The organism is Enterobacter cloacae complex sp. IR5441, from assembly GCF_049238215.1.
Classification (GTDB): domain Bacteria; phylum Pseudomonadota; class Gammaproteobacteria; order Enterobacterales; family Enterobacteriaceae; genus Enterobacter; species Enterobacter hormaechei_C.
Genome location: NZ_JBMKIA010000002.1, coordinates 11,855 through 28,752, shown reverse-complemented (window position 1 = coordinate 28,752; position 16,898 = coordinate 11,855). Strand labels below are relative to the sequence as shown.

16 protein-coding genes are annotated in these 16,898 nt (G+C 56.1%); 10 read left to right on the top strand and 6 right to left on the bottom strand.

What is annotated here, in order from left to right:
* Positions 1-4: 4 nt before the first annotated feature.
* The 3 genes from ACOTX5_RS02905 to ACOTX5_RS02895 are packed head-to-tail and all read left to right on the top strand — an operon-like array spanning position 5 to position 2,826.
* Positions 5-1,162 carry an ABC transporter permease gene (locus ACOTX5_RS02905; protein ID WP_033487343.1) on the top strand — a complete coding sequence of 386 codons (1,158 nt, stop codon included), beginning with the start codon at positions 5-7 and terminating at the stop codon, positions 1,160-1,162.
* Positions 1,155-2,105 (top strand): ABC transporter ATP-binding protein, encoded by a 951-nt coding sequence (locus ACOTX5_RS02900; protein WP_015572334.1) that lies wholly within the window; start codon positions 1,155-1,157, stop codon positions 2,103-2,105. The genes ACOTX5_RS02905 and ACOTX5_RS02900 overlap by 8 nt, the downstream gene beginning before the upstream one ends.
* Complete coding sequence (locus tag ACOTX5_RS02895) at positions 2,089-2,826, top strand: ABC transporter permease (protein ID WP_017383373.1); 738 nt, start codon at positions 2,089-2,091, stop codon at positions 2,824-2,826. The genes ACOTX5_RS02900 and ACOTX5_RS02895 overlap by 17 nt, the downstream gene beginning before the upstream one ends.
* On the opposite strand, the gene ACOTX5_RS02890 is transcribed toward ACOTX5_RS02895, so the two are convergent.
* Positions 2,801-2,914 (bottom strand): protein YohO, encoded by a 114-nt coding sequence (locus ACOTX5_RS02890; RefSeq protein ID WP_017383372.1) that lies wholly within the window; start codon positions 2,912-2,914, stop codon positions 2,801-2,803. The genes ACOTX5_RS02895 and ACOTX5_RS02890 overlap by 26 nt on opposite strands.
* A 69-nt stretch (positions 2,915-2,983) precedes the next feature.
* Complete coding sequence (gene mlrA / locus ACOTX5_RS02885) at positions 2,984-3,724, bottom strand: HTH-type transcriptional regulator MlrA (protein ID WP_017693055.1); 741 nt, start codon at positions 3,722-3,724, stop codon at positions 2,984-2,986.
* A gap of 218 nt (positions 3,725-3,942) precedes the next feature.
* On the opposite strand from mlrA, the gene ACOTX5_RS02880 reads away from it, so the two are divergent.
* The 3 genes from ACOTX5_RS02880 to ACOTX5_RS02870 are packed head-to-tail and all read left to right on the top strand — an operon-like array spanning position 3,943 to position 6,858.
* On the top strand, positions 3,943-5,628 hold the full coding sequence (locus ACOTX5_RS02880; protein WP_032648895.1) for a sensor histidine kinase: 1,686 nt from the start codon (positions 3,943-3,945) through the stop codon (positions 5,626-5,628).
* Positions 5,622-6,341, top strand: coding sequence for a two-component system response regulator BtsR (btsR, locus tag ACOTX5_RS02875; protein WP_015572336.1), 720 nt, complete (start codon positions 5,622-5,624; stop codon positions 6,339-6,341). The genes ACOTX5_RS02880 and btsR overlap by 7 nt, the downstream gene beginning before the upstream one ends.
* Positions 6,342-6,387: 46 nt before the next feature.
* Positions 6,388-6,858 carry a DUF1456 family protein gene (locus ACOTX5_RS02870; protein ID WP_015572337.1) on the top strand — a complete coding sequence of 157 codons (471 nt, stop codon included), beginning with the start codon at positions 6,388-6,390 and terminating at the stop codon, positions 6,856-6,858.
* A 109-nt stretch (positions 6,859-6,967) separates the two neighbouring features.
* Here the strand turns inward: ACOTX5_RS02870 and metG are convergent, their stop codons facing one another.
* Positions 6,968-9,001, bottom strand: a complete 2,034-nt coding sequence (gene metG, locus ACOTX5_RS02865; RefSeq protein ID WP_045910730.1) for a methionine--tRNA ligase — start codon at positions 8,999-9,001, stop codon at positions 6,968-6,970.
* A gap of 137 nt (positions 9,002-9,138) precedes the next feature.
* Between metG and apbC the strand changes: the two genes are divergently transcribed.
* Positions 9,139-10,248 (top strand): iron-sulfur cluster carrier protein ApbC, encoded by a 1,110-nt coding sequence (apbC, locus tag ACOTX5_RS02860; protein ID WP_045910731.1) that lies wholly within the window; start codon positions 9,139-9,141, stop codon positions 10,246-10,248.
* A gap of 89 nt (positions 10,249-10,337) precedes the next feature.
* Here apbC and ACOTX5_RS02855 read toward each other — a convergent pair whose 3' ends face one another.
* Complete coding sequence (locus ACOTX5_RS02855; RefSeq protein ID WP_032654255.1) at positions 10,338-10,817, bottom strand: GNAT family N-acetyltransferase; 480 nt, start codon at positions 10,815-10,817, stop codon at positions 10,338-10,340.
* On the bottom strand, positions 10,768-11,100 hold the full coding sequence (locus tag ACOTX5_RS02850; RefSeq protein ID WP_017383366.1) for an RcnB family protein: 333 nt from the start codon (positions 11,098-11,100) through the stop codon (positions 10,768-10,770). The genes ACOTX5_RS02855 and ACOTX5_RS02850 overlap by 50 nt, the downstream gene beginning before the upstream one ends.
* A 482-nt stretch (positions 11,101-11,582) precedes the next feature.
* On the opposite strand from ACOTX5_RS02850, the gene ACOTX5_RS02845 reads away from it, so the two are divergent.
* From ACOTX5_RS02845 to ACOTX5_RS02835, 3 genes are read left to right on the top strand one after another with little or no spacing between them, the layout of a single operon-like run.
* On the top strand, positions 11,583-12,722 hold the full coding sequence (locus ACOTX5_RS02845; protein WP_017383365.1) for a polysaccharide export protein: 1,140 nt from the start codon (positions 11,583-11,585) through the stop codon (positions 12,720-12,722).
* The gene (locus ACOTX5_RS02840; RefSeq protein ID WP_017383364.1) at positions 12,722-13,171 is read left to right on the top strand and encodes a protein-tyrosine-phosphatase; all 450 of its coding nucleotides are present in this window, start codon (positions 12,722-12,724) and stop codon (positions 13,169-13,171) included. The genes ACOTX5_RS02845 and ACOTX5_RS02840 overlap by 1 nt, the downstream gene beginning before the upstream one ends.
* Positions 13,171-15,369, top strand: a complete 2,199-nt coding sequence (locus ACOTX5_RS02835) for a polysaccharide biosynthesis tyrosine autokinase (protein WP_045910732.1) — start codon at positions 13,171-13,173, stop codon at positions 15,367-15,369. Before ACOTX5_RS02840 ends, ACOTX5_RS02835 begins: the two co-directional genes overlap by 1 nt.
* 44 nt (positions 15,370-15,413) lie before the next feature.
* Here ACOTX5_RS02835 and ACOTX5_RS02830 read toward each other — a convergent pair whose 3' ends face one another.
* Positions 15,414-16,880: a pyridoxal phosphate-dependent decarboxylase family protein gene (locus ACOTX5_RS02830; RefSeq protein ID WP_045910733.1), complete on the bottom strand. Its 1,467-nt coding sequence runs from the start codon at positions 16,878-16,880 to the stop codon at positions 15,414-15,416.
* Positions 16,881-16,898 lie beyond the last annotated feature (18 nt).

Below are 16,898 nucleotides of genomic sequence, written 5' to 3'. Positions count from 1 at the left end.
GGCTGTGCCAATAAAATGTCATAACCGCGTCCTGCTGCTGTTGGCCTGTGTGGCCATTGCGGCGGTCGCGTTACCCTTTGTAAATGTCGCGCCAAACCGTCTGGTGTCGGGCGAACCGCGCGCGCTCTGGCAGATCTGGTCATTTACGCCGCTACTGCTGGGCGCGGCGCTGGCGAGTACTGTTGCCTTAGCCTTCTGGCCGGGGCGAACCGCCCTGTGGCTGACGCTTCTGCTCAGCGAAGCGCTGTTTATTGTGCTGTTCTGGAGCGCGGGACAGGCGGCAACGCAGATGGCCTCGGTTGAAAGCCCGCTGGCGCGCACGTCGATTGGCAGCGGGCTGTGGCTGTGGCTGGCACTTTGTCTGCTGGTCTGTAGCGATGCCATTCGCCGTCTCACGCCGCTACCCGTCTGGCGCTGGCTGCTGAACGCGCAATTCTGGGTTATCCCTCTGCTGATCCTCTTCAGCGGCGATCTGAATCAACTCTCGCTGTTAAAAGAGTACGCCAACCGCCAGGAGGTGTTTGACAACGCGCTGGCGCAACATCTGACGATCCTGTTTGGGACGCTGATCCCGGCGCTGCTGCTGGGCGTGCCGCTGGGCATCGGGTGCTACCGGCATCCCAGCCGCCAGGGCGCCGTCTTTACCGTGCTCAACGTTATTCAGACCATCCCCTCCGTTGCCCTGTTTGGCCTGTTGATTGCCCCCCTGGCCGGTCTGGTGAAATCCTTCCCTGCGTTGGCCGCGGCAGGCATTGCCGGAACCGGGCTGACGCCTGCCCTTATCGCCCTTGTGCTGTATGCGCTGCTGCCGCTGGTGCGCGGCGTGGTGGCGGGGTTAAGCCAGGTTCCGCCTGACGTGCTGGAAAGCGCCCATGCGATGGGGATGAGTGCGCGCCAGTGTTTCTGGAAAATACAGTTGCCGCTTGCGCTTCCGCTGCTGGTTCGCAGCCTGCGGGTGGTGACGGTGCAAACCGTGGGGATGGCGGTGATTGCCGCGCTGATCGGGGCGGGCGGCTTTGGGGCACTGGTGTTCCAGGGGCTGCTGAGCAGCGCGCTGGATCTGGTGCTGCTGGGCGTTGTGCCCACGATTGCGCTGGCGGTCGTACTGGATGCATTGTTTGCCCTGTGGCTCGCGCTGCTCAGGAGAAGAGCCAATGATTGAATTTCATGATGTGAGTAAAACCTTTGCGGGCCGTCCGGCGGCAAGCCACCTCAATCTGCATTTTGCCGAGGGGGCGTTCTCGGTATTGATCGGGACGTCGGGGTCGGGAAAATCGACGACGCTGAAGATGATCAACCGGCTGGTGGAACATGACAGCGGGACGATTCGCTTTGCCGGAGAGGAGATCCGCAGCCTGCCGGTGCTGGAACTGCGGCGGCGTATGGGCTACGCCATTCAGTCCATCGGCCTGTTTCCCCACTGGACGGTGGCCCAGAACATTGCCACCGTGCTACAGCTGGAAAAATGGTCCCGGGGGAAGATCAATGAGCGTGTCGACGAGCTGATGGCGCTGCTGGGCCTGGACGCGTCGCTTCGCGACCGCTATCCGCACCAGCTTTCCGGCGGACAGCAGCAGCGGGTCGGGGTGGCGCGCGCGCTGGCCGCTAACCCGCAGGTGCTGCTGATGGATGAGCCCTTCGGCGCGCTGGATCCGGTCACCCGCGGCGCACTTCAGGCGGAGATGAGTCGCATCCACCGTATTCTAGGGCGCACCATCGTGCTGGTGACGCATGATATCGACGAAGCGCTGCGGCTGGCCGATCGTCTGATACTGATGGATCACGGCGAAGTCGTCCAGCAGGGTACGCCGCTTGAGCTGTTAACCTCGCCGGCGAATGATTTTGTGCGTGAATTTTTTGGCCGCAGCGAGCTGGGCGTCAGGCTGCTCTCGCTGCGCACCGTCAGGGACTATCTGCGTCCGCAGGATGCGCAAATCGGTGGTGAACCGCTGCACGATGGGATGAGCCTGCGCGATGCCCTGTCGGCGTTTGTCGCCCGGCAGTGCGAGGTATTACCCGTTGCGGACGGGCAGGGGACGCCATGCGGGACGATCCATTTTCGCGATCTGCTGGCGGGGGAGGTGACGCGTGAAGTGGGTCCGTGATCCGTTACTCTGGCTGACAGGGCTGTTTATCGCCTTACTCTACCTGATGCCGCACAGCGCGGCGCTGTTTAATGCGCTTATTCCCGGGCTGCCGCGCCCGGTGTACCAGCAGGAGAGCTTTGTTAATCTCACCCTGGCGCACTTCTGGCTGGTGGCGGTGTCAAGCGTGATTGCCATCGTGCTGGGCACAGGCGCCGGGATTGCGGTGACGAGACCCGCGGGCAGGGAGTTTCGTCCGCTGGTGGAGACCATCGCCGCAACGGGGCAGACCTTCCCGCCGGTGGCCGTGCTGGCGATTGCCGTGCCGGCGATCGGTTTTGGGCAGGAGCCTGCCATCATTGCGCTGATTTTGTACGGCGTGTTGCCCATTCTGCAAGGGACGCTGGCGGGGATTGCGGCGGTGCCTGCATCGGTGCTGAGCGTAGCGGAAGGGATGGGGATGAGCGCCTGGCAGCGGCTGGTGAAGGTCGAACTGCCGCTGGCCGCACCGGTGATTATCGCCGGCGTGCGAACGTCCGTGATTATCAACATTGGTACGGCAACCATCGCCTCGACGGTCGGAGCCAATACGCTGGGAACGCCGATCATTATCGGGTTAAGCGGGTTTAATACGGCTTACATTATTCAGGGGGCGGTTCTGGTTGCGCTGGCGGCGATTGTGGTGGATCGCCTGTTTGAACGCCTGGCCGGATACCTCAGCCAACACCGCCGCGAACAATAAATGAATAACCTGCAAGCATAACGCCACCGATACCGCTGATGGCCATCAGTGCAAAGAGGGTAATTACGGCCAGTTTCGTTGCCTTCATCATGTGCTCCTGTTGTTAACGGAACAATTATACGGTGAAGCGCAGCTGTTAATGAACCATTAAATGCCGTTACGACGCATTTGGCCCCAGCGAGTAAACGGGATAACCATGTTCGCGCCATTCCGTCAGGAGCTGCTGCTGGGAAGCGGAGGGGACTTCGCCGCACCAGACCAGCAGCGTCTGTCCCTCAAACAGTTCCGGCCTGAGCTGGGCCAGGGAGTGGGCAAGCACGTCAACGCGCCAGCCCTGCTGGGTGGCAATCCAGGCTTCGAGCCACAGTCGGGTGGTATCGTGTACGTTCCAGCCGATCACCAGCGCATCTTTGCTGTTTTTATTCCGCGCTGAGGCAAGACAGACGGAAATATAGTTAATCAGCACGCCATCAAGCATGCTGAGCAGTGCCTGTAAGGTGGTTTGCTGACACTGAAGCCGACGCCGTAGGGGAATAAAAAGATGGGTGATCAAGGTTTGCGCCGGGTAGTCTCGACCCTGTTCTTTGATCCAGCCGCGCAGACGCTGCAAATTGCCACTCTGCAACAGCCTCAGCAGCGTTTCCTGCTGCTCGCGCCAGAGAAGCTGCGTATCTGGATCGTCCTGGCTCAGAAGCGATTTTACCTTGCCGACCTGTACGCCATTGTCGATCCAGCTTTTGATCTCGCGGATCCGGTCAATATCCGCATCGTTAAACAGGCGGTGCCCCCCGTCCGTTCTTTGCGGCTTAAGCAATCCATACCGTCGCTGCCACGCCCGTAGCGTAACGGGATTGATATCACACAGGAGTGCCACTTCACCTATTGTGTAAAGCGCCATTTTCGCCCCCAGGCTTGCGCGTCCCCAGCTTAACTGTAGACCCACTTTGCGGAACCAGGAAGATTTGATTCTTTTTTGTACAAATTATACGAAAGACAGGTTATCTCCGGCAAAAGGTGTGATGGCGGACACGATTTATCGCTTTTTTGGCACGTTTCAAAGAAAGTTAACCGCTATCAGTGTATGTTACGCGTTTTTAGAATGTGCGGTTTGTGAGTATGTACGAGTTTAATCTGGTGCTGCTGTTGCTTCAGCAGATGTGCGTGTTCCTTGTCATCGCCTGGTTGATGAGCAAAACGCGCCTGTTTATCCCGCTGATGCAGGTCACCGTCCGTCTGCCGCACAAATTCCTCTGCTACGTCGTATTTTCCATATTCTGCATTATGGGGACCTGGTTTGGTCTCCATATCGAAGATTCCATCGCCAATACGCGCGCCATCGGCGCGGTAATGGGCGGGCTGCTCGGAGGCCCGGTTGTCGGCGGTCTGGTGGGGTTAACCGGCGGCCTGCACCGCTATTCGATGGGCGGTATGACGGCGCTGAGCTGCATGATCTCCACCATCGTCGAAGGGCTGCTCGGTGGTCTCGTCCACAGCTATATGATTAAGCGCGGTCGCCCGGATAAAGTGTTCAGTCCCTTTACCGCAGGGGCGATTACCTTCGTGGCGGAAATGGCGCAGATGGCGATCATCCTGCTGATCGCGCGCCCGTTTGACGATGCGTTACATCTGGTCAGCAGCATTGCCGCACCGATGATGGTCACCAATACCGTAGGTGCGGCGCTGTTTATGCGCATTCTGCTCGACAAACGCGCCATGTTCGAAAAATACACCTCGGCATTTTCTGCCACCGCCTTAAAAGTTGCGGCGTCGACGGAAGGGATCCTGCGGCAGGGATTCAACGAGGAGAACAGTATGAAGGTGGCGCAGGTGCTGTATAAAGAGCTGGATATCGGAGCCGTGGCGATTACCGATCGCGAGAAGCTGCTGGCGTTTACCGGTACCGGCGACGACCACCATCTGCCGGGCAAACCGATCTCCTCGGCCTATACCCTGCGCGCTATTGAAACGGGTGAAGTGGTGTATGCCGACGGAAATGAAGTGCCGTACCGCTGTTCCCTGCATCCACAGTGCAAACTCGGCTCTACGCTGGTCATTCCCCTGCGGGGTGAAAACCAGCGCGTCATGGGCACTATTAAGCTTTACGAAGCCAAAAACCGCCTGTTCAGCTCCATCAACCGCACGCTGGGGGAGGGGATCGCCCAGCTGCTTTCGGCGCAAATCCTGGCGGGGCAGTATGAACGGCAAAAAGCGCTGCTGACGCAGTCAGAAATTAAGCTCCTGCACGCTCAGGTGAACCCGCATTTCCTGTTTAACGCGCTCAACACGCTGAAGGCGGTGATCCGCCGCGACAGCGATCAGGCCGCGCAGCTGGTGCAATTTCTCTCGACCTTTTTCCGCAAAAATCTGAAGCGACCCTCGGAGATCGTCACCCTCGCGGACGAGATTGAGCATGTAAACGCCTATCTGCAAATTGAAAAAGCGCGCTTCCAGTCACGTTTACAGGTGTCGTTATCCGTCCCGGACGATCTGGCGTATCAGCATCTTCCGGCCTTTACCCTGCAACCGATTGTAGAAAATGCCATTAAGCATGGGACGTCGCAGCTGCTGGGAAGTGGAGAGATTATGATTTCCGCTTCCCGTTTTAACCGCCATCTGGTGCTGGATATTGAAGACAACGCGGGGCTGTATGAAGCTTCCGCGTCAGGCGGTCTGGGCATGAGCCTGGTGGATAAACGCCTGCGCGCGCATTTTGGTGACGACTGCGGTATCACCGTCGCCTGTGAGCCAGACCGCTATACCCGAATTACCTTACGATTGCCGCTGGAGGAGAACGCATGTTAAGAGTGCTGATTGTCGATGATGAGCCGTTAGCACGGGAAAACCTGCGTGTTCTGTTGCAGGAGCAGAGTGATATCGAGGTTGTGGGGGAATGTGCCAATGCGATTGAAGGCATCGGTGCGGTGCATAAACTGCGCCCGGACGTGCTGTTCCTCGATATTCAGATGCCGCGCATCAGCGGGCTGGAGATGGTCGGCATGCTCGACCCGGAGCACCGTCCCTATATCGTCTTTCTGACGGCCTTTGATGAGTACGCGGTAAAGGCGTTTGAAGAGCACGCATTTGATTATCTGCTGAAGCCGATTGAAGAGAAACGCCTTGAAAAGACCCTGACCCGCCTGCATCAGGAGCGTACCGTGCAGGACGTGACGCTGCTGCCGGAGCATCAGCAGCCCCTGAAGTTTATACCCTGTACCGGGCACAGCCGGATTTACCTCCTGCAAATGGACGACGTTGCCTTTGTCAGCAGCCGTCTGAGCGGGGTATACGTCACCAGCGCTGAAGGTAACGAAGGCTTTACCGAGCTGACCCTGCGCACGCTGGAGAGTCGCACGCCGCTAATCCGCTGCCATCGTCAGTATCTGGTGAACATGGCGCACCTGAAGGAGATCCGTCTGGAAGATAACGGCCAGGCCGAGCTGGTGTTACGTGCCGGGCAAACCGTTCCCGTCAGTCGTCGCTACCTGAAAAGTTTGAAAGAGGCGATAGGGCTGTAAAACTGGTACACTGCGCGCCATTGCATCATCGACATTCGAAGGCTCTATGCTAAGTAACGATATTCTTCGTAGCCTGCGCTACACCCTGAAAGCGAACAATAATGACATGGTGCGCATTCTTGCGCTCTCCGACATGGAATCCACGTCCGCCGGGTTCGACACCTGGATGACTAAAGAAGATGAAGAGGGTTTTGTTCGCTGCCCGGACATTATTCTGTCGGGCTTTCTGAACGGCCTGATCTACGACAAGCGCGGCAAAGATGAATCTGCGCCTGAGCTGGCGCTGGAGCGTCGGGTGAATAACAACACGGTGCTGAAAAAGCTGCGTATTGCTTTCTCCCTGAAAACTGACGACATTCTGGCGATCATGACCGAGCAGAAATTTCGCGTGTCGATGCCGGAAATCACCGCCATGATGCGCGCGCCGGATCATAAGAATTACCGCGAGTGTGGGGATCAGTTTCTGCGTTATTTCCTGCGTGGGTTGACGCAGCGGGTGCATAACCAGAAGGGGTGATTTTAGCCGGATGGCGGCTTCGCCTGACCCAGCCTACAAAACCCGTAGGCCCGTGCAAGCGTAGCGCCGCCGGGCAAAAAAAAAGCCGGATTCTCATCCGGCTTTTTTATTACTTCACCTGCTGACCCGGCTTCGCGCCTTCGTCAGGGCTTAACAGGAAGATATCTTTCCCGCCCGGGCCTGCGGCCATCACCATCCCCTCAGAGATGCCGAAGCGCATTTTGCGCGGCGCCAGGTTTGCCACCATCACGGTCTGACGACCAATCAGCACCTGCGGATCGGGATACGCGGAACGAATGCCGGAGAAGACGTTACGCTTCTCGCCGCCCAGATCCAGGGTCAGACGCAGCAGTTTGTCAGAACCTTCCACGAACTCCGCGTTTTCGATCAGCGCCACGCGCAGGTCGACTTTGGCGAAATCATCAAAGGTGATGGTCTCCTGAATCGGATCGTCCGCCAGCGGGCCGGTCACCGGTGCGGCAGCCGCTTTCACCTCTTCTTTGGATGCTTCCACCAGCGCGTCAACCTGCTTCATCTCGATGCGGTTATACAGCGCCTTGAAGGTGTTCACCTTGTGGCCGAGCAGCGGCTGCTGGATGGCATCCCAGGTCAGTTCGGTGTTCAGGAATGCTTCCGCGCGGGCTGCCAGCTGCGGCAGAACCGGCTTCAGCCAGGTCATCAGCACGCGGAACATGTTCAGACCCATGGTGCAGATCGCCTGCAAGTCGGCGTCGCGGCCTTCCTGTTTCGCCACCACCCACGGCGCCTGCTCGTCCACATAGCGGTTGGCCACGTCTGCCAGCGCCATGATTTCGCGAATGGCTTTACCGAATTCACGGCTTTCCCAGGCTTCGCCAACCGCAGCGGCGGCGTCGGTGAAGGTTTTATACAGCTCAGGATCGGCCAGTTCGGCAGAAAGCACGCCGTCAAAGCGTTTGGCGATAAAACCTGCGTTACGGGACGCCAGGTTCACCACCTTGTTGACGATGTCCGCGTTCACGCGCTGCACGAAATCTTCCAGATTCAGGTCGATATCGTCGATGCGGGAAGAGAGCTTCGCGGTGTAGTAGTAGCGCAGGCTGTCCGCGTCAAAGTGGTTCAGCCAGGTGCTGGCCTTAATAAACGTCCCGCGAGATTTAGACATCTTCGCGCCGTTCACCGTTACGTAGCCATGTACGAACAGGTTGGTCGGCTTGCGGAAGTTGCTGCCTTCCAGCATTGCTGGCCAGAACAGGCTGTGGAAGTAAACGATGTCTTTACCGATGAAGTGATACAGCTCGGCATCGGAATCTTTCTTCCAGTATTCGTCGAAGCTTACGGTGTCGCCGCGCTTGTCACACAGATTCTTGAACGACCCCATGTAGCCAATCGGCGCATCCAGCCAGACGTAAAAATATTTGCCCGGCGCGTTCGGGATTTCGAAGCCAAAGTAGGGCGCATCGCGGGAGATATCCCACTGTTGCAGACCGGATTCGAACCACTCCTGCATTTTGTTCGCGACCTGCTCCTGCAACGCACCGCTGCGGGTCCACGCCTTCAGCATTTCGCTGAACGACGGCAGGTCGAAGAAGTAGTGCTCGGAGTCACGCATCACCGGCGTCGCGCCGGAGACCACGGACTTCGGTTCGATAAGCTCGGTCGGGCTGTAGGTTGCGCCGCACACTTCGCAGTTATCGCCGTACTGGTCCGGGGATTTACATTTCGGACAGGTGCCTTTGACGAAACGGTCCGGCAGGAACATGCCTTTTTCCGGATCGTACAGCTGAGAGATGGTGCGGTTTTTAATGAAACCGTTCTCTTTCAGACGGGTGTAGATCAGCTCTGACAGCTCGCGGTTTTCGTCGCTGTGCGTGGAGTGATAGTTGTCATAGCTGATGTCAAAGCCAGCAAAATCGGTCTGATGCTCCTGACTCATTTCGGCGATCATCTGTTCCGGGGAAATGCCCAGCTGCTGCGCTTTCAGCATGATCGGCGTGCCGTGGGCATCGTCCGCACAGATGAAGTTCACCTCGTGGCCGCGCATTCGCTGGTAACGGACCCAGACATCAGCCTGGATATGCTCCAGCATGTGGCCGAGGTGGATTGAGCCGTTGGCGTACGGCAGGGCGCACGTTACCAGAATTTTTTTCGCGACTTGAGTCATAGTAGGCATTACTTCTTTTAACTGTGAAAAGGGTTTTCGATATTACCAAAAGGGGCATTATTAAGTAAGCACAAACCGCGGCCTTTCAGGTAAACTTGTTTGTCTAAGGTCTTATTCACAAGAACAAAGGAGTCGGGATGAGTTCTCAATCCCAGGCCAAATCACCGGAAGCCTTACGAGCAATGGTCGCCGGGACGCTGGCTAATTTTCAGCATCCAACCCTGAAGCACAATCTCACGACGCTGAAAGCGCTTCATCACGTCGCATGGCTGGACGATACGCTGCACATTGAGCTACAGATGCCGTTCGTCTGGACCAGCGCCTTTAATGCCCTGAAAGAGCAAACCAGCTCTGAGCTGCTGCGCATTACCGGCGCAAAAGCAATTGACTGGAAGCTAAGCCACAGCATCGCCACGCTCAAGCGCGTGAAAAATCAGCCGGGCGTTAACGGCGTGAAGAACATCATCGCCGTCAGCTCGGGCAAGGGCGGGGTGGGTAAATCGTCGACCGCCGTGAACCTGGCGCTTGCGCTGGCGGCTGAAGGGGCGAAAGTCGGCATTCTGGATGCGGATATCTACGGCCCGTCCATTCCAAACATGCTGGGGGCGGAAAACCAGCGTCCAACCTCGCCGGACGGCACCCACATGGCGCCAATCGTGGCGCACGGTCTGGCGACCAACTCCATTGGTTACCTGGTCACGGACGATAACGCAATGGTCTGGCGTGGCCCGATGGCCAGCAAGGCGCTGCTGCAAATGTTGCAGGAGACAATGTGGCCTGACCTCGATTATCTGGTACTGGACATGCCGCCGGGCACCGGTGATATCCAGCTGACGCTGGCGCAGAACATTCCGGTTACCGGCGCCGTCGTGGTCACCACGCCGCAGGATATCGCGCTGATCGACGCCAAAAAAGGCATCGTCATGTTCGAGAAGGTGGAGGTGCCGGTACTGGGTATCGTCGAGAACATGAGCATGCACATTTGCAGCAACTGCGGGCACCATGAGCCTATCTTTGGTACCGGTGGCGCCGAAAAGCTGGCGGCGCAATACCACACGCAACTGCTGGGGCAACTGCCGCTGCATATCACACTGCGTGAAGATCTGGATAGCGGTAAGCCAACGGTGGTCAGCCGTCCGGATAGCGAATTCACGGAAATCTATCGTCAGCTGGCGGGGCGCGTTGCGGCGCAGCTTTACTGGCAGGGCGAAGTCATTCCGGGTGAAATCGCCTTCCGCGCGGTGTAACGCCTCTGCGCGTTAGTGCCGGGTGGCGGCTTCGCCTTACCCGGCCTACCTCGATTTTGTAGGTCAGGTAAGCGTAGCGCCACCTGACTTTACCCAAGCCGATAGTGCATCAAATAATACTCTCCGTCCGGAGAATCTCCCGTCGCCTCAATGTGCCAGCCGTGGCGCTGGTAAAAGGCAACCGCCCGCTCATTCTTCACCAGACACTTGAGTGAACCCGTGCTGGTAAACGTCTTCTGCACGTGTTCAAGCAATACATGTCCGACGCCCAGGCTCTGATAGTTCGGATCGACAAACAGGTTGTGCAGAAAATTATCGTTCGTCGAGACTGAGGCAAAGCCAAGTCGGTGCCCATCCTGCTCCGCCACCCAAATCCCTTCGTCCAGGGTTGCCGCGTCAAAATCTTCAAGCTGCCACGCAGAACTGTCCAGCCACGGCCAGGCTTCACGTCGGGCGTGAAGGAAGAGCGTGCGCAGGAAAGGGCGATCGCTCTCCTGCCACGGACGGATTAGGATCGTATCAGCGGTGATAGAAAATATCTCCGTTATAGGCTTTGTAGATTTTGCCATCGGCATCGCCAATCAGAACATAATTCTCACCCATGTAGGTCCAGTGTGTACCGGCATCGGGCGCGGGAAGGTTACGCAGCTGGTACTGTTTGATGGTGTACTCAGGCGTCTGATACTGCGCGGGCGCGGTGTCGCCGATTTTAAACTTCGTAAAATCGGCAATAAACTCTTGCTCTTCATAGGCCTTGATGCCGGAAGGCGCTGTCGATGTTTGCGGTGCAGCGTGCGCGGCCCCCGCCAGTGACAGTAATACACCCAGAAGCAACAATTTACGCTTAGCCATTTTTTCTCCAGTCATATCGTTACTGATACTTTTTGTGTGCAGATCCGCTAACGGATGGCAGACAGTTCATTTTAAGTATCCTCACAGGGTGAGTTTGCAAAAAATGTAACAAAAGTGCACGGTTTTGTGTAGTCGCAACCGTCATTAATTATTACTTCGACGAATAAATATGAGCTTATACAGATAACATAATTATTGGTTTATTAATTAATTCTGAAAAAACATTTTCAAGGCGAATTTACTAAGATTCAGGCATGCATTCAACAAATAGAACATTTAAGATTGCCTGAAACCCTCTTTCCGAATGCCTGATTAAGACAATGCAGGGCTGTAAAGTCTGCCCAAAGGAATGTCGTGTGGTTTTATAAATACTCTTTGTGTTTCTATTAATTCATTGAATAACAGCAACTTGTGCTTGAGTGAAATGTTACTGTTTTATCCTGTATACGATAATCACTACTATAAAAGATATTATGTAATAAATGAAAAACACAACAGTTGTATCGATATTATTTTTAATTATTACCCCCTTATCTGGCTGCGTATTTTACCCTGGCCAGCATCTCGATCTCGCTGGGAAAAAGATAATTGCCGCAGAAGATGCAAATGATCGTCTTGAGAAACGGATTGATGTTTATCCTCTTACGCCTTCGTTAATTGAAAAATTGCGACCATCGGTTTTGAAATCTCAGGCAAATCCTAATCTGGATGAACAGGTCAAAAACTGGGAATACCGTATCGGCGTTGGGGATATTCTAACCGTCACCGTCTGGGATCACCCTGAACTGACAACCCCGGCAGGGCAGTATCGTAGCGCCAGTGACACCGGTAACTGGGTCAATGCCGACGGCACGCTTTTCTATCCCTATGTCGGTAAATTGCCGGTGGCTGGCAAAACGGTCGCACGGGTACGCGAGGAGATCACGGCCCGGCTGAACAATGTTATTGAAAGCCCGCAGGTGGATGTCAGCGTCGCCTCTTTTCGCTCACAAAAAGCCTATGTGACGGGCGAGGTGGTGAAGTCAGGGCAGCAGGCTATTACCAATATCCCGTTAACGGTCATGGATGCCGTGAACGCCGCTGGGGGGCTCTCTGCCGACGCGGACTGGCGCAATGTCGTGCTGACGCATAATGGGAAGGACACGCGCCTCTCGCTATATGCGCTGATGCAGCATGGCGATCTCACGCAAAATAAGCTGCTCTATCCCGGCGATATTCTGTTTGTCCCCCGTAACGATGCGCTGAAAGTGTTCGTCATGGGCGAGGTCGTTAAACAGAGCACGCTGAAAATGGATCGCAGCGGCATGACCCTGGCCGAAGCGCTGGGCAATGCCGGTGGGCTGAACCAGAATATGGCCGATGCCACCGGAATTTTTGTCATTCGTTCGCTGCCGAAAAGCGAGCGTTCAGAAAAAATTGCCAACCTCTACCAGCTCAATGCTCAGGACGCATCAGCCATGGTGTTAGGCACCGAGTTTCAGCTTGAGCCCTATGACATTGTCTATGTCACCACTGCACCACTGTCCCGCTGGAATCGCGTGATATCACAGCTTGTTCCGACCATCAGCGGGGTGCATGACCTTACCGAAACGGTTCGTTACATCAGATCGTGGCCGCAATAATGTTCAAATCAATACTCGTGGTTTGCACCGGAAATGTCTGCCGTTCTCCGATTGGGGAGCGGCTTTTACGCCAGCACCTGCCCGACAGATATATCGCCTCGGCGGGCATATTCGGGCTTGAAGGGTGCCCGGCGGATGACAGCGCCCAGGACGTAGCCTGGCGGCATGGGATTTCCCTCGACGGTCATGTGGCGCGCAGGCTGACACGCAATTTGATGCAGGGATCCGATCTTATCCTGGTTATGGAGCCGGAACATCTTCGCTTCATTGCGGCCATGGCGCCGGAGATTCGAGGAAAGTCGCTGCTTTTTGGGCAATGGCTGGAGCCGCAGGAGATCCCCGATCCCTACCGTCAAAGCCGGGAAGCGTTTGAATATGTGTTTGGGCTATTGGGTAAAGCCAGTCAGGAATGGGCACGTCGTTTAGGTCAGAAAGGAATGAAGCATTAATGTCGTCTTACACAACAGACAATTATGGTGCAGCGGCACCCCAACAACATGAAGTCGATCTCGTTCGTTTGCTCGTCGAGATGATCGACCACCGCACGATGATTCTGTGCGTGACGTTCCTGTTCATCCTGTGCGCCGGTCTCTATGCCTGGATTGCGCCACCTGTTTATCAGGCGGATGCCATGGTGCAAATTGAAAACAAACACGATAACAACCTGCTCAAAGGTTTGAGCCAGCTGGGCACCGATGTGTCGCCGGATGTTGCCCCTGAAATTTTACTGCTGAAATCCCGCATGATCCTCGGCGAGACCGTTGACAAATTAGCTCTGACACAGCAGGCAAAGCAGCGCGTTTTGCCTGTGGTGGGGCGTCTCTGGCAGCGTCTGCAAGGGCGTGAGCAGGGCAAAATCACGTTAGGCGAACTCCAGATCCCGCAGGTGGAAGGCAAAGCGCAAGAGCTCACGCTGACCGTACAGGAAGCGGGAAAATATCACCTGACGGGCGAAAACATTGAGGCCGACGGCCAGGTTGGGAAAACGCTGGTTACGCAAGGGATCGTTCTGCTGGTGACGTCGATTGAGGCTGAGCCAGGCACGCAATTTTCGCTTAAGTCGTTGACGCGGCTTGAGACGATCAACGCGCTGAAGAAGCGTCTCACGGTTGCGGAATCGGAGAAACAGAGCGGTATCGTGACCTTAACCCTGACGGGCGAAGATCCTGACAGCATCGCCCGGGTGCTGAATGCAATTGCTGAAAATTATCTCCAGCAAAATATCGCGCGCCAGGAGGCTCAGGATTCTCGTAGTCTGGATTTTTTACAGGCGCAGTTGCCGAAAATCAGCGCGGACCTTGATCAGGCAGAAGCGCGGCTGAATGCCTACCGGGCGCAGCGCGACTCGGTGGACCTGTCTCTGGAGGCAAAATCTGTCCTGGATCAGGTTGTTAACGTTGAGAATCAGCTAAATGAGCTGACGTTCCGGGAGGCAGAGATCTCCCAGCTCTTTAAAAAAAGTCACCCTACCTATCGTGCATTGCATGAAAAGAGACAGACCCTTGAGCGGGAACGGGAGCGTCTCAATAACCGAGTGTCAGCTATGCCCTCCACGCAGCAGGAGATTTTACGCCTGAGCCGTGATGTTGAGTCGGGTCGCACGATTTATTTACAGCTATTGACGCGCCAGCAGGAGCTGAATATTTCCCGCTCCAGCGCTGTCGGGAACGTGAGGATCATTGATGAGGCTGTTACGCTGCCGGACCCGATAAAGCCGCGTAAAGCGTTAATCATCGTTCTTGGCGCGCTGTTCGGGCTAATGCTCTCAATGGGGACCGTGCTGGTACGTCAGGCGTTCAAACGTGGGATCACGCTTTCCGAACAGCTGGAAGCGCAGGGGATGCCGGTTCTGGCTACGTTGCCACGTTCACAGTGGCTGTGGAGTAAAACGCAGTTGCGCAGAAAAAATCCGTTTTCTCGTCGCTGGAAACACAAAACCTCGGATGTGCCTTTCCTGCCCGTCGATCGCCCTGCTGATATGTTTGTTGAAGCGGTGCGCGGGCTGCGGACCAGTCTGCATTTCACCATGATGGAGGCTGAGAACCGCATTGTGATGATTTCTGGCCCCACGCAGGACTGCGGAAAAACGCTGGTGGCGACGAATCTGGCGGCCATCGCCGGGCAGAGCGGTCAGCGGGTGCTGTTTATTGATGCGGATATGCGCCAGGGCTATGTTCATAATATTTTTGGTCTGGAGAACCGCCACGGATTGTCCTGCCTGCTCGAAGGGAAACGCGACTTAGCGGAGGTCATTCAGCATGCTGAAAAAGGGGGAATTGACGTCATCACCTGCGGCCCGGAACCCCTGCGCCCGTTAGAATTGCTGTTAAGCGAACGATTCCTTTCCGTCATGTCCTGGGTTAACGAGCAATATGACATTGTCATCATTGATACTCCGCCGGTCCTGGCCGTCACCGATGCCGCGCTGGTCGCCAGAGCAGCCGGAACAACGCTAATGGTTGCCCGTTTCGATAAAACCAGCGTGAAAGAGATGGAGAATACCGTTAAACGGTTACAGCACGTTGGCGTGAAGGTCAGCGGCACAATCCTCAACGATATTGTTAAATCCGCAGCGCTGTATTACAGCTCGGGGTACAGCCAGTATGAATACGGCTATGCTTCGAGGAAAAAAGGGGAAAGGCGTTAGCGCGGGAAAAACAATCCCTCTCCCGGGTGGGAGAGGGATAAGCATTACTTCGCCATCACTTCCTGCGCGGTACGCTCAACCAGAGACAGCAGGATTTTTACGTCCTCCAGCGTCACGGTTGGGTTCAGCAGGGTCAGCTTCAGGCAGGTGATACCGTTATGCTCGGTCACACCGACGTTTGCACGGCCAGACTCCAGCAGCGCATCGCCAATTTTCTGGTTCAGCAGGGCAATACCGGCGTCATCCATCTGCGCCTGCGGACGGAATCGGAACAGCACGCTTGCCAGCTGGGGTTGCATCACCAGTTCCAGAGCAGACTGCTCTTTCACGTAAGCCGCAACCTGCTGTGCCAGCGTCACGCCGTGATCGATGATTGCCGCGTATTGCTCCTGACCCAGCGCTTCCAGGCTCATCCACAGTTTCAGCGCGTCGAAACGGCGCGTGGTTTGCAGAGATTTGGAGACCAGGTTAGGTACACCCGCTTCTTCATCGAACTCAGAGTTCAGATAGGCCGCCTGATAGCGCATCAGTTCATAGTGACGCGCTTCTTTCAGCAGGAACGCACCGCAGCTGATGGTCTGGAAGAACTGCTTGTGGAAATCCAGGGTGACTGAATCCACCAGCTCGATACCGTCCAGGTAGTGACGATACTGCTCAGACATCAGCAGCGCGCCGCCCCAGGCCGCATCAACGTGCACCCAGATATTCTGTTTCGCAGCCAGCTCAGCAATAGCACGCAGCGGATCGATAGCACCCGCATCGGTCGTACCGGCCGTGGCCACAATCGCCAGGATCTGCTCGCCGTTCGCGTTGCACTGTTCGATTTTCGCCGCCAGATCGGTGAGATCCATGCGGGAGAATTCGTCAGTTTTCACCTGCACCACGGACTGGTAGCCCAGACCCATCAGCGCCATGTTTTTCTGCACGGAGAAGTGGGCATTTTCCGAACACAGCACGCGGATCTTACGCAGATCGCCTGTCAGACCGTCCTGCTGAACCGAGTGGCCCTGACGCGCAAAGAACGCGTCACGCGCCAGCATCAGCCCCATCAGGTTACTCTGGGTGCCGCCGCTGGTGAAGACGCCTGCGTCGCCAGCCTGATAACCCACGCGGGTACGCAGCCATTCGATCAGTTTGATCTCAATGATGGTTGCGGACGGGCTTTGATCCCAGGAGTCCATACTCTGGTTAGTGGCGTTGATCAGCACTTCCGCCGCCTGGCTAACCACCAGGCTTGGGCAGTGCAGGTGCGCCACACACTGCGGGTGATGAACGGACAAACTGTCTTTCAGGAAGAACTCCACGGCGCGTTCGATCGCCGCTTCGTTGCCCAGCCCTTTCGGGTTGAAATCCAGCTTAATACGGTCGCGCAGCTCCGCGACCGTTTTGCCCTGGTACATCTCAGACTGTTTCAGCCACTGCATCACAGCCTGAGTGCTTTGTTCAATCGCCTGCTGGTAAGCTTCAATGCTCTGCGCAGAGGAGAACAAAATTGGGTTTGAATCAGACATCGTATTCAACAACTCCGG

What these genes read in the sequence shown, in the direction of transcription:
- metG (WP_045910730.1), bottom strand. Translation starts at nt 9,001, where the DNA reads ATGACTCAAGTCGCGAAAAAAATTCTGGTAACGTGCGCCCTGCCGTAC.
- ACOTX5_RS02900 (WP_015572334.1), top strand. Translation starts at nt 1,155, where the DNA reads ATGATTGAATTTCATGATGTGAGTAAAACCTTTGCGGGCCGTCCGGCG.
- mlrA (WP_017693055.1), bottom strand. Translation starts at nt 3,724, where the DNA reads ATGGCGCTTTACACAATAGGTGAAGTGGCACTCCTGTGTGATATCAAT.
- ACOTX5_RS02880 (WP_032648895.1), top strand. Translation starts at nt 3,943, where the DNA reads ATGTACGAGTTTAATCTGGTGCTGCTGTTGCTTCAGCAGATGTGCGTG.
- apbC (WP_045910731.1), top strand. Translation starts at nt 9,139, where the DNA reads ATGAGTTCTCAATCCCAGGCCAAATCACCGGAAGCCTTACGAGCAATG.
- ACOTX5_RS02855 (WP_032654255.1), bottom strand. Translation starts at nt 10,817, where the DNA reads ATGGCAAAATCTACAAAGCCTATAACGGAGATATTTTCTATCACCGCT.
- btsR (WP_015572336.1), top strand. Translation starts at nt 5,622, where the DNA reads ATGTTAAGAGTGCTGATTGTCGATGATGAGCCGTTAGCACGGGAAAAC.
- ACOTX5_RS02840 (WP_017383364.1), top strand. Translation starts at nt 12,722, where the DNA reads ATGTTCAAATCAATACTCGTGGTTTGCACCGGAAATGTCTGCCGTTCT.
- ACOTX5_RS02835 (WP_045910732.1), top strand. Translation starts at nt 13,171, where the DNA reads ATGTCGTCTTACACAACAGACAATTATGGTGCAGCGGCACCCCAACAA.
- ACOTX5_RS02845 (WP_017383365.1), top strand. Translation starts at nt 11,583, where the DNA reads ATGAAAAACACAACAGTTGTATCGATATTATTTTTAATTATTACCCCC.
- ACOTX5_RS02890 (WP_017383372.1), bottom strand. Translation starts at nt 2,914, where the DNA reads ATGAAGGCAACGAAACTGGCCGTAATTACCCTCTTTGCACTGATGGCC.
- ACOTX5_RS02850 (WP_017383366.1), bottom strand. Translation starts at nt 11,100, where the DNA reads ATGGCTAAGCGTAAATTGTTGCTTCTGGGTGTATTACTGTCACTGGCG.
- ACOTX5_RS02870 (WP_015572337.1), top strand. Translation starts at nt 6,388, where the DNA reads ATGCTAAGTAACGATATTCTTCGTAGCCTGCGCTACACCCTGAAAGCG.
- ACOTX5_RS02830 (WP_045910733.1), bottom strand. Translation starts at nt 16,880, where the DNA reads ATGTCTGATTCAAACCCAATTTTGTTCTCCTCTGCGCAGAGCATTGAA.